We start from the raw sequence: 14,838 nt of genomic DNA on the forward strand, positions 1-14,838 counted from the left end.
CCGCTTTTTTATAGGTGCTGCCTAGAGGTGAATAGATCACCGCACACCTTCAATTCTGTTATCTACTGATTAGCCGTTTAAAAGCCCGCCGGCACTTCTTTCTTATGATTTGATTTTTATTAGTCGATAGTCAAGGAAAGCTACTAGCCATTATCAATCACTAGGTCGCCAAAATATCGATATAAAAAATTTAATCGTCCTTGAAAGTAAGCGCTTTGCGTTGTACACTTAACATGTAATAAGCAATTATTGTTAAACTGTGATAAGTTATTTTGTTTACTGGAGGGGATTAACAATGGATATTGTTAGTTTAGCGCGTTTCCAGTTTGCAATGACGACGGTTTTCCACTTTTTCTTTGTTCCGTTTACTATTGGGACAGGGCTCGTCGTTGCAATCATGGAAAGCATGTATGTCCATACGAACAACCCGTCATATAAGAAGATGACGAAGTTCTGGGGCAATATCTTTATGCTGAGTTTCGCAGTCGGTGTCGTTACCGGGCTGATCCAGGAATTCCAATTTGGGATGAACTGGTCGGACTACTCCCGTTTCATGGGGGACATCTTTGGTGCGCCACTGGCCTTTGAAGCCCTGCTGTCGTTCTTTATTGAGTCTACCTTCATTGGTCTCTGGGTCTTTACCTGGGACCGGATCAAGAAGGGTCTGCACTTATTCTTCATGTGGATGATTGTTTTCGGGACCATGACGTCCGCCCTGTGGATTTTGACGGCGAACTCGTTCATGCAGCACCCGGTTGGCTTTACTGTTCGTAACGGTCGGGCCGAAATGGTTGACTTTGGGGCCCTGCTTTCTAACCCGCAATTAATTTTTGAATACGCCCACGTAATGCTGATTGCCATCTTGACTGGGGCAACCATTATTACCGGTTTGGCCGCTTTCCAATTATTGAAGAAGCGGGCACTATCCGATGAAAACAAGCTGATTTACCACAAGACGATGCGGGTCGGCTTGACCTTGATGCTGATCTTCTCACTGGGTGCCATCGTCGCCGGTGATATGCAGATGCAGTACCTGATCAAGGAACAGCCAATGAAGTTTGCGGCAACCGAAGCGGTTTACAAGACCACCAAGAGTCCGGCACCGTGGACGGTCGTTGGGATTGCCGATACCAAGACCCATCAGGTCAAGGGAAAGGTTGAAATTCCTGGTGTTCTGAGTGTTCTTTCCTACCACAAACTGTCTGGTTCAGTTGAAGGGATGGAAGAAATTAACGCCCAGCTTGAAAAGAAGTATGGTACCCACATTGATGGGCAGAAGATGAATTACTACGTTCCGGTTAACACCCTCTTCTGGAGTTTCCGGGTAATGTGTGGCTTTGGGGCATTGCTTTTCTTGGTATCAATCGTCGGTTTGGTTATGACCAGGAAGAGTAAGCCAACCCTTTACAACCACCGGTGGATGCTTTGGGTCTTGGCAATTTTGACCTTCTCACCATTCTTAGCCAACACTGCTGGTTGGTTCATTACCGAATTTGGGCGGATGCCATGGACGGTTTACGGTCTCTTTACCGTTGCCCAGAGTGTTTCGCCAAACGTTTCGGTTGCGTCACTGTTGACGTCCAATATTGTTTACTTCGTCCTCTTTACCGTTCTGGCAATTATCCTGATTGCACTGATCGTTCGCTTCCTGCGTAACGACCCAGTGGAATGGGATGAGGCCCAGGCAGATAAAAAGGCCACGGATCCATTCGCAAAGGGGGCCTTCTAAATGTCATTTCTGCAAATCTTATGGTTTATCCTGATTGGCGTCCTGTTTGCGGGCTTCTTCTTCCTGGATGGCTTCGATTATGGGGTCGGTATGGCTGTTGGCACGCTTGCCCACAACGAGGGTGAACGGACGCAGCTGATCCGGTCAATTGGTCCGGTCTGGGACGGCAACGAGGTATGGCTAATCACTGCTGGTGGTGCCATGTTCGCGTCATTCCCGTACTGGTACGCAACCCTGTTCTCTGGTTACTACCTGATTCTACTGCTGATCTTGGTCAGCTTGATTCTCCGGGGTGTTTCCTTCGAGTTCCGGGCAAAGAGCTCTGATAGCAAGAAGCCGATTTGGGACCGGATCATGGCCTGGTCCAGCTTCTTTGCTCCTTTCCTCTTCGGGGTGATGTTCATCTCGATGATCAAGGGGATGCCAATTGATGCCGCGGGCAATATCCACGCCCACTTCTTTGACTACTTTAACTGGTTCTCAATCGTTGGCGGGATTGCCCTGGCACTGCTGACCTACCTGCATGGCCTAAACTACATTACCTTGAAGACCAAGGGGCCAATCTCTGAACGGTCCCAAAACTACGCCCAAGCACTCTACTGGGTACTGTACGTTGGTGAAGTAGTCTTCGCACTGCTCCTATTGTTCCAGACCGACTTCCTGGCGGTTCACCCAATTGCCACGCTGGTATGCCTGGTTCTGATCGTCGGCTTCTCTGTTTGGGCCCACGTTTCGACCTTTAAGAACAAGCAGGGGCAAGCATTTACAGCGAGCGGCTTAACCTTGATTGCGCTGGTTGCACTGATTTTCTGTGGACTCTTCCCACGGGTAATGATTTCTTCAATCAGCAGCAAGTTTGATTTGATGATTCAGAGTGCATCCTCATCCAATTACACCTTAATTGTGATGACGATTGCTACGGTTATTTTGGTACCATGCGTCTTGGCATACACGGTCTGGGCTTACTGGATCTTCCGGAAGCGGATTGCGATGCCACGCGTAGGGGAGGCAAATTATTAATGATTGATCGAGAGCTATTTCAACTCGCGGGAGCTAAATCAATCAGTCGAAAGCTTGCGGGACTGGACGTTCTGCAGGCTTTTTTGATTGTTGGACAGGCGCTGGCACTAAGCGCCGTGATCACACAACTGTGGCGGGGACATGCGCTAAACTGGCCGCTGCTGCTGGCGTTTGCGGCGTGCTTCACCGGCCGCCAGCTCTTGAACTGGCTGAGTGAACGCTGGTTAGACCATTACGCGGGGCAGACTGCGCAAGTATTACGCCGCCGGTTGCTGTCCAAGCTCTTCCAACAGGGCCCCGCGCTGGTGCAAGCACAGGGGACGGGGAGCATGATTACGATGGTTCTTGACGGGGTGGCGGAAGTCCGTCAGTACATCAAGCTAATCTTTTCAAAGACCCTGACGATGATGATCGTACCGGTGATTGTCCTGGTTGCGGCCGGCTTCTTAGACCTGCGTTCGGCAATTATCCTGCTGATTATGTATCCGTTGATCGTAATGTTTATGATTATTCTCGGGAAGGCGGCCCAGGCGAAGGCGGAGAAGCAGTTTGGCAACTTCCAGAAATTATCAAATAATTTTATTGATTCACTGCGGGGAATTGCGACCTTGAAGTACTTGGGCCTGAGCAAACGCTATTCCAGGAGCATTTTCAATTCGAGCGAGCACTTCCGGGAACGGACGATGCGGGTGTTGAAGATTGCCATGCTGTCGACCTTTGCGCTGGACTTCTTTACGACCCTTTCGATTGCGGTAATTGCGGTTTACCTCGGTTTTGACCTGATTAAGGGGAAAATCGACTTATATCCCGCCCTCGCCGTTTTAATCTTGGCGCCGGAATATTTCCTGCCGATTCGCAACTTTGCCAGCGACTTCCATGCGACCCTCAACGGGAAAAATTCGTTTAAACGGATTCACCAGTTGATTAACCGTCCGGTGGCGCCGACTGCCGACCTTTCCCTGCATGAATGGCAGGCGGGGGACGAATTAAAGCTGGACCAGGTTCAGTTTAAGTACCCGAATGGGGTTGCCATCGCGCCCCTGTCACTGGGGATTCGTGGCTACCAAAAGGTCGGCATTATTGGGATGAGCGGCGCCGGGAAGACGACCCTGATCAACCTGCTCAGCGGCTTCTTGACCCCTACCGCCGGCCAAATTACCATCCAGGGGCAGGCCGCGACCACCCTTGATATCCCTGACTGGCGCAAACAGCTGCTCTATATTCCACAAAACCCGTACGTCTTTACGGCGACCCTGCGGGAAAATATCGCCTTCTACACCCCGGACGTTAACGATGAGCAGGTCTTGCAGGCAATCAAGGTGGTTGGCTTAGAGGACCTCCTTGCCGACCTGCCAGACGGATTGGACACTGTAATCGGCAGCGGCCGCCGGGTGCTGTCCGGTGGCCAGGCCCAGCGGATTGCCTTAGCCCGGGCCTTTCTGGATAAACAGCGGCGGGTCATGATCTTTGACGAACCGACTGCCCACCTGGATATTGAAACCGAGTTAGATTTGAAGAAGCGGATGCTGCCGTTGATGGATCACCGGCTGGTATTTTTCGCTACCCACCGGCTGCACTGGATGAAAGAGATGGATTATATTTTGGTGATGAATCATGGCCAGTTAGTTGGGCAGGGGACCTTTGCTGATCTCCAGCAGCACAATGAATACTTCCAGCAGTTGATGAAAGAAATGCGGGGTGAAGACTAGATGTTTAAGCGGATTCCCTTATTACGCGCCTTAAAAGCTGACCGCTGGGTGCGGCCCTTTTTGCGACGTTACCGGAAAACGTTGATTTTTGCAATTTCCGTTGGAATCGTTACTTTTATCTGTGGCGCCGGGTTAATGTTCAGTGCCGGTTACTTAATCAGTAAGTCGGCGACCCGGCCAGAGAATATCCTGTTGGTCTACGTACCAATTGTTTTGACCCGGGCTTTCGGAATTGCCCGTCCAGCCTTCCGTTATCTGGAACGGCTGGTGAGCCACAACTGGGTACTCAAGATGACTTCCCGTTTGCGGCAGCGCCTCTACGATACTTTAGAGCATGATGCAGCGTCGTTTTCTAGCAAGTACCAGCTTGGTGACATCTTGGGGCTCCTGTCCGATGATATTCACCACATCCAGAATTTATACCTGCGGACCCTCTTCCCAATGTTCGTGGCCTGGGGATTGTACGCCCTGATTGTGGTTGCCTTCGGAATCCTGTCTCCGCTGATGGGACTGTGGATGTTGCTCCTCTTTGGCCTGATGATCTTTGCCATCCCGCTCTGGTCAGTGTTGGTCAACGGGGCCCGGCAGGAGTACGAGAAGCAGGTTAAGGACCAGCTCTACGTTAACCTGACCGATAACGTTCTGGGAATTGCTGACTGGGTGCTGGCTGGGCGGAGCAATGCCTACCTCCAGCTTCACGACCAAAATGAACAGCAATACCTGGCAACTGCCCGGGCCATGCACAAGTTTGAGCGGCTACGCGACTTCTTGATGCAGGTACTGGTCTTGCTGTTAGTGCTTAGCCTGGTTATCTGGGGTGCGGCCCGGTTCGGCGGTCAACCCGGTGGCCCGGCAAACTGGATTGCGGCCTTCGTTTTAGCGGTCTTTCCGCTGATTGATGCCATCGCGCCCCTGCCTGCCGCAGCCCAGGAGACCAACGTCTATACCAATTCCTTGGTGCGGTTAAACGATCTGCCGGCACTTGCGGAGCGGCTAAGCACGGCGCCAGCTATTAAGGCCCCCTATGAGCTGAAGGTTCAGGATCTCCACTACACTTATCCCCAAACGAGCAAGGAAGTGTTGCGGGGCATTAATTTAACCATCAAGCCGGGGGAAAAACTGGCAATCCTGGGACGGAGCGGCGCCGGGAAGAGCACCCTGGCAGCACTGCTCCGTGGCGACCGGATCCCGTCAGCTGGGAAGGTAACTTTGAATGGGGTCCCGACCGACCAGTTTGGTGACCAGATTGCTGACTACATCAGCGTCATCAACCAGCAACCCTACCTGTTTAACACGACGATTGCCAACAACATTCGGCTGGGAAATGAAGAGGCGAGCGATGATGACATCTGGGCGGTCCTCCGAAGAGTGGGGTTAGCCAAGATGGTGGCGGCCCTGCCCCATGGTTTAGACACCAAGGTTGATGAGGCGGGCCTGCGCTTTTCTGGTGGGGAACGCCACCGGTTGGCTCTGGCGAGGATTTTGCTCAAGGACACGCCAATCATCCTGCTGGATGAACCGACAGTCGGTCTTGACCCGATTACCGAGCAGGCCGTTATCAATACGATTTTCGAGCAGCTCGCTGGTAAAACGCTGATTTGGATTACCCACCACCTGCAGGGAATTGACCAGGTCGACCAGGTAATCTTCATTGAGGATGGTCAGCTTGCCATGCACGGGACCCCGGCAGAATTATGGCAAAGCAACCAGCGTTACCGGAAACTAAAAAAAGCCGACCAGGGACTTTAATCCTGGCGGCTTAGTTGCTGCGCTTTAGTAGGCGGTTCGTCATTTGTTGTAAGAACAGACGTGCTTTTGTGGCCGGAAGTTTAGTCAACTCAGTTAGCGCCCCCTGGGTGAACTGGGTGGCGAGCTGCCGGCTCTTTTCAACGGCGCCCCCGGCAATGACGTCCTGTTGAACCCGCTGGATGTCTGGCGCTGTTAACTGGCGTTCCTTGGCAAGCAGGGGCTTGATTTGCTCGGCAGCGGCCGGTGTTTCCAGGGCCATTAGCAGGGGGAGGGAGTAGACCCCGGTGGCGAGGTCTTCAAGCACGGGCTTATTGAGCTTCTTTCCCCCGGTATAGTCGAGAATATCGTCCAGCATTTGGAAGGCAATCCCCAGCTGCTGACCGAAGGCGGCGGCGCTTGCTACCTGTTCAGTGGTGGCCGCCGCGAAGTAGGCTCCTTCCTGCGCCGCCAGCTTGAACAGGGCGGCGGTTTTCCCCCGCACGTTGGCGAGGTAGTCGTCGAGCGTTTGCTGGAGGTTAAAACGCTGGTCCATCTGTCCCAACTCGCCATCTAGGATCTGCCGCATTGCCCGGGCGTTGACCTGCAGGTAAGGAGAAGCGGGGATGGCTTCCAGGAGCAGGTCGAAGAAGACCGTGAAGAGCAGGTCACCAGCGTAGACTGCGGTGTCCTTGCCAAAACGTGCTTGGATACTGACGGCTCCCCGCCGTTCGGGTGAATCGTCGATGATGTCATCATGAATTAAGGTTGCCATGTGGAGGACTTCGATCGACGCTGCCAGTTTAATTAAGCGTTCATCGTTCCGGCTGCTTGGCGTAAAAATCTGACTGGTCAAGAGGAGGAGGGCCGGCCGGAGGTACTTGCCGCCATTGTTCGCCATGGTCAATAGGGCGGTGTGCAGCTCCGCATTTTGGCAGTCAATGCGTTCTTGGATGCACTGGTTGACGGCTTTGAGTTGGGTGCTGATAAGTGGATAAGTTTGCCAATTGTTATTCATAGTAATGATTTTCCTTATATGCTGTCTTTAGTTATAATTATACCGAAAGGATGTGGTTTAGTGTCGTTAAATGTGTTCTTGGAGCTAGTTGAAATCAAGGCGAAGACGGCGAGTGTGGTACCCTTCCTATTGGGAATGGCGTTTAGCCTGTATTACTTCCACTCGCTGAATTGGCCCTTAGCAATTATCTTTTTCGTGGCAATGCTCTTATTCAACATGGCGGTTGATATGCTTGACAACTACAACGATTATAACCATGCAGTTGATAAGCAAAACTACAAGCGGAAAACGAATATTATCGGTCGTGAGCAGCTCTCCCCCCGACTGGTATTAACTTTATTAGTCAGCTTTTCCGTGGTGGCTGCCCTGCTGGGATTATGGCTGGTTTACCAAGCCGGGTGGCCGGTCCTGTGGATGGGAATCTTTTGCTTTGCGGTCGGAATCCTCTACTCATCCGGGCCGCACCCGCTTTCCAGCTTGCCACTAGGGGAACTATTCTCTGGCTTTACGATGGGCTTTATGATCGTCCTGCTCAGCGTCTACCTGAATTCCTACCAGCAGTTTGAATGGAACTGGGCAACGCTATGGCGGGTCTTCATTGTCGCCTTGCCTGATGAATTATGGATTTCCAACCTGCTCCTGGCGAATAACATTTGTGATGCCCAGGAAGATGAAGATAACCAGCGGACGACCATCGTCCACTTTATTGGTAAGCGCAACGCCCTAATCGCGTTTTCAGTCAAAAACGTGCTTGCGTTTGTCATGATTATTATTTCGCCATTTTTGAAAATTGCGCCAATGACTGTATGGCTGTCACTTGTTATTTTACCGTTTACTTATCACCAGAACAAGTTGCTGATGGAAAAGCAGGTGAAGAAGGAAACCTTTATCTGCGGGGTTAAAATCCTGCTGGTCGGTTCGCTGGCTCAGCTGCTTACCTACTGGCTCGGTGTTTTAATCTAATAAGCATAATTGGAGGAACTGAAAAATGAAAAAAGTTGTTGTATTAGGTGCTGGCTATGCCGGCCTCAAGACCGTCGTTGAGTTGCAAAAGAAGTGTCGGGGACAGCTCGAGATTACCCTGGTCGATGAAAATGACTACCACTATGAGGCAACTGACCTGCATGAGGTTGCTTCCGGGAACCTGCCGGCTAGCAAGATTACTTTCCCAATCACCGATGTGTTAGATCCACGGATGACGACCCTGATCCTGGCTCACGTAGCGCGGGTCGATGAGGAGAAGCACCTGGTAATCCTGGATGGACATGCGCCGCTGGAATACGATTACTGTGTCTTTGCTCTCGGCTTCGTTTCTGAAACCTTTGGTATTAAAGGCGCGGCAGAAAACAGCCTGCCAATGACCGACGTCAAGGAAGCGGAAGCCATCCATGAGCACATCATCAAGCAGATGGAAGACTACCGGCAGACGAAGGACGAAAATGACCTGCGGATAATCATCTGCGGGGCTGGTTTTACCGGAATCGAACTAGCCGGGGCCCTTGCTGATGCCCGGGTGCGCTATGCTAAGCTCGCTGGGGTCACGCCAGACCAAATTAAGATTGACATCATTGACGCTTCCAAGCGGCTTCTGCCAATGTTCAATGATAAGCTCGCCGATTATGGGATCAAGCTCCTGGAGAAGCTGGACGTCAACATCATTACCGAAGCCCTGATTCAGGAAATCCAGCCGGGCGTGGTTCTGTACAAGGGCGCAAATGATGAAGAGGGGACCCCATTGCACAAGATTGTGGGCAACACGATTATCTGGACGACCGGGGTCAGCGGCAGTCCGGTCGTGGCTGAATCACACCTGCAAGAACGGCGCGGCCGGGTAATGGACACAGCCCACCTGACCGCTCCTGATCATGATAATCTTTACATGATCGGTGACGTGGCTGCGGTAATGCCACCTGATGGCAAGCGGCCATACCCAACCACTGCTCAGATTGCCCTGTCGATGGCTAATTACGTTGCCAAGGACATCGCTGCCCGGGTCAAGGGGACGAGCCGTCCGGGGGCCTACACTTACAAGTCCCTGGGGACGGTGGCCTCCGTCGGTAACACTCGTGCCTTTGGTGAAGCTGGGGGCCACTCCTTTAAGGGCTATCCGGCTTCGGTCATGAAGAAGATGATTATGAATAAGTCGCTGATGGAATTGGGCGGCTTCAGAGAACTGTTTGCCAAGGGCCGTTTCGACCTTTACCATTAGAATGATGAAAGAGAGCGTGACTGAAGTCATTTCACGCCCCGTCGTATTTTTTAGAAAGCACAAAGAGGGCTTCAGAGTTCGGCTTTGCCGAGAGCACTGAAGCTCCTTTTTTTATGGACATATTTACGGTTAAATGTTTAGGAGGTTGTTGGTCAATTGTACTATTCTGCGACAAATTAAAGAAAACGCTTACCAACGGCCAAGCTAAATAAGTTAAAATAAAGGTGTCAGCTAAGACAAATTTTAGGAAAGGAAGGTCTAGTTCAATGCTATTTCAAGTTTATGGTAGCCAATCAGGTTGGCAATTTTTCGGTTGGATTCTCGTATTTATTTGCCTGGTGGTTACCAACGAAATCGCCCGGCGGACGAGAGTCGGCGGCCTCTTCTTCTTTGTGGTCCTCCCGATTGCACTGACGATTTACTTTATTGCCATTTACGTCTGTGCTGGGCAGGGGCAAGCCTGGGCGCTGCACAATCCGACCTATGTTCATATGAACAGCTGGTTCCACTATGCCAAGCTCTATGCGGCGACCTTCGGCTGTATCGGTTTTATGATCCTCAAGTACCACTGGGGACACCTGGGAAAGGCTTACTGGTTTAAGATTTTCCCGTTCGTGATTGTGGCGATTAATATCTTTATCGCCGTGGGGAGTGACTTTGAGTCGGCGATTCGGGGGATGCACGCCCTCGAAACGACCGGTAGCCAGTGGTGGCTCTCCTCCGAAGGGGTGTGGCTCTACGGTGGCTGGTGGAACGTCCTCAACGGCCTGGCCGGGATTATCAATGTCTTCTGTATGACCGGCTGGTTCGGGATTTACTCCTCCCGTAATGAGCAGGATATGCTGTGGCCGGACATGACCTGGGAATTTATCCTGGCCTACGATGTCTGGAACTTCGAGTACACTTACAGCAACCTGCCGACCCACTCTTGGTACTGTGGTTTGGCCCTGCTGTTGGCACCAACTTTTGCTGCTGAATTCTGGAACAAGGGTGGCTGGATTCAAAACCGGGCGAACACCTTAGCAATCTGGTGTATGGTTGCCCAAGTCTTCCCGCTCTTCCAAGATCACAGCAAGTTCTCAGTTCTGCCCGTTCTTTACAAGGACGGGGTCATGAACCCGGCAGTTCACCCAACTGCTGCTGGTCCGCACATGATGGGAATCATTGCCGTCTTCTCAATTGTAATTAACGTGGTTGTCTTCACGGATATTTGGAAGCGGGCAATCAAGCAGCACATCAACCCATACCTGCAACCGGTATTCGTTGGTACCAGGGATTACGACGAAGCAATGGCCCGTCGTTAATACCGCTGCTTTAGTAATAGTGGGGAGCGTGATTATCTGCCTCCCATTGACGCGCAGGCTCCAGAGTTCGGTTTTACCGAGCACTGGAGCCTGTTTGTGTTTATTAAAGTTTCCAGCTCCCATTATCTATTCTCCAACAAAGAGAGCTCTGGCTACTGTTGTGAGCACGCAAAAAACAGCATAAGAAAAGACCCGTGAGCGACGGCAACAGCTCACGGGTCCGTGTGATTAACGAAGAACGTGCTTCGTTTTAGTGACTGCCAGCATGGTGAACATTACCAGCAGAGTGGCTCCGGTATCCATAGTAGAATTGGAGAATTGCAACTAAGATGTTGATCCAATTCATTGCGGTAAACCAGCCGTCAATTCCACTTCCGACTGGCCCGGCCATGTAGTAGACACAGAAACCGATAATAATGGCACAAACATTAATCCAGGTGAAGGTCTTTTGCAACTTCTGATCGTCGAGTCTGAACCACATCCAAATGACGTTAATAACGAACCAAATGGCTAGAATCCAAAATACAGTGTTAAACATAAGACATCCCTCCTTAGATCATATTGGTTACCGCGAATAATAAATAACGTTATTTATTATTCACTTTAATTATAACTTCACTTTGCGATAAAGCAAAGCATAACGGTTTTAAAATGATTATTAATGGATTAAAACGAGCAGATTAATCCATTGAGGAACACCAGTCAACTTTTATCCTAGTTATCCGCTTTCCGCTCCTTTAAGAGTTCAGTAATCTCCTTGAGGTATTCGGCTTCCGGCGATGGCTTGGCTGGTGCTGGCGCCTCTTTTTTCCGAAAGCGGTTGATTCCCTTTACCAGCATGAACACTACGAAGGCAATAATCAGGAAGTTGATTACGGCATTCAAAAAGGCACCGTATTTGAACTGGGCGTCGCCGACGGTAAAGACGAGGTTGGAGAGGTCGATTTTACCGACAAAGAGTCCCACCAAGGGGTTGATTAAATTGGTGACGAGTGAGTTGACGATTGACGTAAACGCAGCCCCGACAATGATCCCAACGGCCATATCAATGACGTTGCCCCGGGCGATAAAGTCCTTAAATTCTTTGAGCATAGCATCCTCCTTGATTATTTTAGTAACCATATTGTAGCAAATAGGGAGGGGACTTAGCTATCTTAGGCGCTGAACTTAATTAAAAATCAAGGGAAGGCGCGGAATAAGCAGTGCGGGCAGCTTCTTGGATAAATAAGAGTGAGCAAAAACGCTCAAAATCGGCTAGCAAGCTGATTTTGAGCGTTTGTCTTTCGCTGCGCGGTTAGGTGCGAGGTAGATTGATTGATTTAGGTAATTGGTAATTAGTTAGTTTTCTTCGACACCCGTACCGTTGTAGCAGCGTTCCAGCAGTTCCTTCAACTGGCTAACCAGTGGTTCTACCGGGTTAGTCGTCGTACATTGGTCTTCGTAGGCCAGGACGGCTAATTCATCAACGACCTTGTCGAATTCTTCACGGGAAACCCCGTTCGCCTTTAAGCTCAGGGTAACCCCACATTCATGGGCAACGTCGATGTACTTTTGGGCGTATGCTTCGGCCAGTTCTTCATCCGTGTTGCCTTTAAGGCCGATGAAGCGGGCTAGGTCAGCGTAGTCCTTAGTAGCGTGGTAAGTTTCGTAGTGTGGCCAGAGAGCCAGCTTTTGCGGCCGCTTGGCGTTAAAGCGGATTACCTGTGGCATGGCGATGGCAATCAGCAAACCGTGAGGGAGACCGAACGCCCCACCCATCTTGTGGGCCAGGGAGTGGGTGATTCCCAGGAAGGCCTGTCCGAACGCCATCCCGGCCATCGTGGAGAAGTCGTGCATCTTCCGCCGGGCAAGCTTGTCGCCCTGAACAGACTTCGGCAGGTATTCCATCGCGCCCTTAACGGTTTGCAAGGACCAACCACGGGTGTAATCAGTTGCCATGACGGAAACGTAGGATTCAGTGGCGTGGCAGAGAACGTCTAAACCCGTGTAAGCAGTCGTCTTAGCTGGCACAGTTTCTACGAACTGGGAGTCAACGATGGCGATGTTTGGCGTCAAGGCGTAGTCAGCCAGTGGGTACTTCACGTGGGTCTCGGAGTCGGTGATAACCGCGAATGGCGTTACTTCTGAACCAGTCCCGGAAGTCGTCGGAATCCCGATCAGTTGGGACTTGGTTGGCTTCTTGATCTGGTAAGCCCGCTTCCGGATATCAAGGTACTTTTGCATTACCCCGTACCAGGAAGTTTCTGGGTGCTCGTAGAACATCCACATTGCCTTAGCAGCGTCCATTGGTGAACCACCACCGAGGGCGATGATCGTGTCCGGCTTGAAGTCGTTCATCATTGCGACACCCTTTTCGACGGTGTGCGTCGATGGGTCTTCTTCAACGTCATCGAAGACGAGGAATGGGGTTTCGTTTTGCCGTAAGCGGAGTTGGTCGATGACCCGTTGAACGTAGCCCCGCTTGCTCATTCCGGGACCAGTAACGATGAAGGCCCGGTTAATGTTTGGAATATCGCGCAATTCTTTCAGTGAATTCCGTTGAAAGTATACTTTTGGGGGAATCTTAACCCATTGCCGGTTTTCCCGCCGCTTAGCGATTACCTTAATGTTTAAGAGGTCCCAGTCAGTAACGTTGTGAGAAACGGAGTTACCACCGTAGGAACCAGTCCCCAGGGTCAGGGATGGGGTCATGTTGTTATAGATGTTACCAATCCCACCGATACCTGATGGGGAGTTAACGATAATCCGGGAAGCCCGCATTTCGAGGCCGTACTTGGTTGCCAGGTCGTCATCCAAGGTGTGGATAGCGGCCGTGTGCCCTTCACCACCGTAGTGCAGCAGTTGCCGACAGATGTCAAAGGCATTTTCATGGGAGCTAGCCCGATACATGGTTAGCACTGGTGACAGCTTTTCGGCGGACAGTGGGTAGTCATCACCAACACCGTCGATTTCGGCAATCAGGACCTTAGTGTTGTCAGGGACGTTCTTCAAACCGCACATTTCCGCGATGGCGTTAGCAGAACGGCCGGCGATTGGGCCCCGTACTTGGTGCCGTTGTGGGTCAATGAAGCCGTCGGAGAAGGTTTGCAGTTCGTTTGGCTTAACGAAGTAGCAGTTCCACTTCTGGAATTCTTCCTTAACTTGGTCGTAAATTTCGTCATCAACTACGACGGAGTTTTCGGAGGCACAGATCATTCCGTTATCGAAGGTCTTGGAAAGAACGATGTCGTAAACGGACCGTTCGATGTTGGCTGACTTTTCGATGTAGGCCGGACCGTTACCAGGACCAACCCCTAAGGCTGGGTTACCAGAACTGTAAGCGGCCTTAACTAAGCCGGGACCACCAGTAGCCAAAATCGTGGCGATGTTCGGGTGCTGGAGCAGGGCGTTCGTGTTTTCACGGCTGCATTGTGGGATCCATTGGATCATGTTCTTTGGCGCACCCGCTTTTTCAGCAGCTGCCTGGAGGATCTTCGCGGTCTTTACGGAAGATTCAAAGGCCTGCGGGTGGAACGAGAAGATGATCGTGTTCCGGGTCTTGGCGGAGATGATTGACTTGAAAATCGTGGTGGAAGTAGGGTTGGTAACAGGAACTACTCCGGCGATGATTCCCAGTGGGTCCGCAATGGTGATCGTTTGGTCTTCGTCGTTGTTTTCGATGATGCCAACCGTCTTGTCATGGCGGATGTTGTTCCAGATGTATTCACTGGCGTAGATGTTCTTGATGGCCTTATCTTCGGCAACACCACGGCCAGTTTCATTTGCGGCGCTGACCGCTAAGTCCATGTGATGTTCTTCCGCTGCCAGAGCCATGGCCTGACAGATGTTATCTACTTGCTCTTGTGTAAAGTTACGCAACTGGTCAAAAGCAACTTGGCTCTTTTGAACCAATCCATCGATCAGTTCGTGGGCCGCTTGCTGCTTGTCTTGCTCAGTTTGCTTTTGCTCAACTTGATGTTTCTTTGAAGTTGCCATAATCAAGTTTCTCCTTCGTTTCTTATGTTTTTGTTACCTTTTGAACATGATTAATAGTACACTAGGCGGCCGTTCTTTTCAATAGTCTTGTGACTGATTGCACAATGGTTGATAGGAGTGAATTCGCTTCCAATCTGATGGTAGCAAGG

11 protein-coding genes are annotated in these 14,838 nt (G+C 51.0%); 7 read left to right on the forward strand and 4 right to left on the reverse strand.

Features of this window, described 5'->3' with window-relative positions; all coding sequences use genetic code 11:
• Positions 1 to 295 precede the first annotated feature (295 nt).
• The 4 genes from FC49_RS01930 to cydC are packed head-to-tail and all read left to right on the forward strand — an operon-like array spanning position 296 to position 6,207.
• Positions 296 to 1,729 carry a cytochrome ubiquinol oxidase subunit I gene (locus FC49_RS01930; protein ID WP_056983946.1) on the forward strand — a complete coding sequence of 478 codons (1,434 nt, stop codon included), beginning with the start codon at positions 296 to 298 and terminating at the stop codon, positions 1,727 to 1,729.
• Positions 1,730 to 2,749, forward strand: coding sequence for a cytochrome d ubiquinol oxidase subunit II (gene cydB, locus FC49_RS01935; protein ID WP_003715919.1), 1,020 nt, complete (start codon positions 1,730 to 1,732; stop codon positions 2,747 to 2,749).
• Positions 2,749 to 4,458: a thiol reductant ABC exporter subunit CydD gene (gene cydD / locus FC49_RS01940; protein WP_056983948.1), complete on the forward strand. Its 1,710-nt coding sequence runs from the start codon at positions 2,749 to 2,751 to the stop codon at positions 4,456 to 4,458. Before cydB ends, cydD begins: the two co-directional genes overlap by 1 nt.
• A complete protein-coding gene (cydC, locus tag FC49_RS01945) occupies positions 4,459 to 6,207 on the forward strand; it encodes a thiol reductant ABC exporter subunit CydC (protein WP_056983949.1) in 1,749 nt (582 codons plus the stop codon).
• Between the two features lie 10 nt (positions 6,208 to 6,217).
• Here cydC and FC49_RS01950 read toward each other — a convergent pair whose 3' ends face one another.
• A complete protein-coding gene (locus FC49_RS01950) occupies positions 6,218 to 7,201 on the reverse strand; it encodes a polyprenyl synthetase family protein (protein ID WP_003716167.1) in 984 nt (327 codons plus the stop codon).
• Between the two features lie 60 nt (positions 7,202 to 7,261).
• On the opposite strand from FC49_RS01950, the gene FC49_RS01955 reads away from it, so the two are divergent.
• The 3 genes from FC49_RS01955 to FC49_RS01965 all read left to right on the forward strand — a co-directional run bounded on the left by FC49_RS01955 (position 7,262) and on the right by FC49_RS01965 (position 10,714).
• Positions 7,262 to 8,164: a prenyltransferase gene (locus FC49_RS01955; RefSeq protein ID WP_003715937.1), complete on the forward strand. Its 903-nt coding sequence runs from the start codon at positions 7,262 to 7,264 to the stop codon at positions 8,162 to 8,164.
• Between the two features lie 25 nt (positions 8,165 to 8,189).
• Positions 8,190 to 9,410 carry an NAD(P)/FAD-dependent oxidoreductase gene (locus FC49_RS01960; protein WP_056983951.1) on the forward strand — a complete coding sequence of 407 codons (1,221 nt, stop codon included), beginning with the start codon at positions 8,190 to 8,192 and terminating at the stop codon, positions 9,408 to 9,410.
• A gap of 266 nt (positions 9,411 to 9,676) precedes the next feature.
• Positions 9,677 to 10,714: a DUF5692 family protein gene (locus FC49_RS01965; RefSeq protein ID WP_056983953.1), complete on the forward strand. Its 1,038-nt coding sequence runs from the start codon at positions 9,677 to 9,679 to the stop codon at positions 10,712 to 10,714.
• Between the two features lie 250 nt (positions 10,715 to 10,964).
• Here FC49_RS01965 and FC49_RS01970 read toward each other — a convergent pair whose 3' ends face one another.
• From FC49_RS01970 to adhE, 3 genes are all read right to left on the reverse strand, one after another.
• On the reverse strand, positions 10,965 to 11,252 hold the full coding sequence (locus tag FC49_RS01970; RefSeq protein ID WP_056983955.1) for a hypothetical protein: 288 nt from the start codon (positions 11,250 to 11,252) through the stop codon (positions 10,965 to 10,967).
• Between the two features lie 176 nt (positions 11,253 to 11,428).
• Positions 11,429 to 11,806, reverse strand: a complete 378-nt coding sequence (gene mscL / locus FC49_RS01975; RefSeq protein ID WP_003716095.1) for a large-conductance mechanosensitive channel protein MscL — start codon at positions 11,804 to 11,806, stop codon at positions 11,429 to 11,431.
• Between the two features lie 246 nt (positions 11,807 to 12,052).
• A complete protein-coding gene (gene adhE / locus FC49_RS01980; RefSeq protein ID WP_003715960.1) occupies positions 12,053 to 14,689 on the reverse strand; it encodes a bifunctional acetaldehyde-CoA/alcohol dehydrogenase in 2,637 nt (878 codons plus the stop codon).
• Positions 14,690 to 14,838: the final 149 nt, after the last annotated feature.

Origin of the sequence: Limosilactobacillus oris DSM 4864 (genome assembly GCF_001434465.1) — a bacterium.
GTDB classification, from domain to species: domain Bacteria; phylum Bacillota; class Bacilli; order Lactobacillales; family Lactobacillaceae; genus Limosilactobacillus; species Limosilactobacillus oris.

Bases quoted from the DNA above. Each gene is read 5' to 3' on its own strand.
- FC49_RS01930 (WP_056983946.1), top strand. From the start codon at position 296: ATGGATATTGTTAGTTTAGCGCGTTTCCAGTTTGCAATGACGACGGTT.
- cydB (WP_003715919.1), top strand. From the start codon at position 1,730: ATGTCATTTCTGCAAATCTTATGGTTTATCCTGATTGGCGTCCTGTTT.
- cydD (WP_056983948.1), top strand. From the start codon at position 2,749: ATGATTGATCGAGAGCTATTTCAACTCGCGGGAGCTAAATCAATCAGT.
- cydC (WP_056983949.1), top strand. From the start codon at position 4,459: ATGTTTAAGCGGATTCCCTTATTACGCGCCTTAAAAGCTGACCGCTGG.
- FC49_RS01950 (WP_003716167.1), bottom strand. From the start codon at position 7,201: ATGAATAACAATTGGCAAACTTATCCACTTATCAGCACCCAACTCAAA.
- FC49_RS01960 (WP_056983951.1), top strand. From the start codon at position 8,190: ATGAAAAAAGTTGTTGTATTAGGTGCTGGCTATGCCGGCCTCAAGACC.
- FC49_RS01965 (WP_056983953.1), top strand. From the start codon at position 9,677: ATGCTATTTCAAGTTTATGGTAGCCAATCAGGTTGGCAATTTTTCGGT.
- FC49_RS01970 (WP_056983955.1), bottom strand. From the start codon at position 11,252: ATGTTTAACACTGTATTTTGGATTCTAGCCATTTGGTTCGTTATTAAC.
- mscL (WP_003716095.1), bottom strand. From the start codon at position 11,806: ATGCTCAAAGAATTTAAGGACTTTATCGCCCGGGGCAACGTCATTGAT.
- adhE (WP_003715960.1), bottom strand. From the start codon at position 14,689: ATGGCAACTTCAAAGAAACATCAAGTTGAGCAAAAGCAAACTGAGCAA.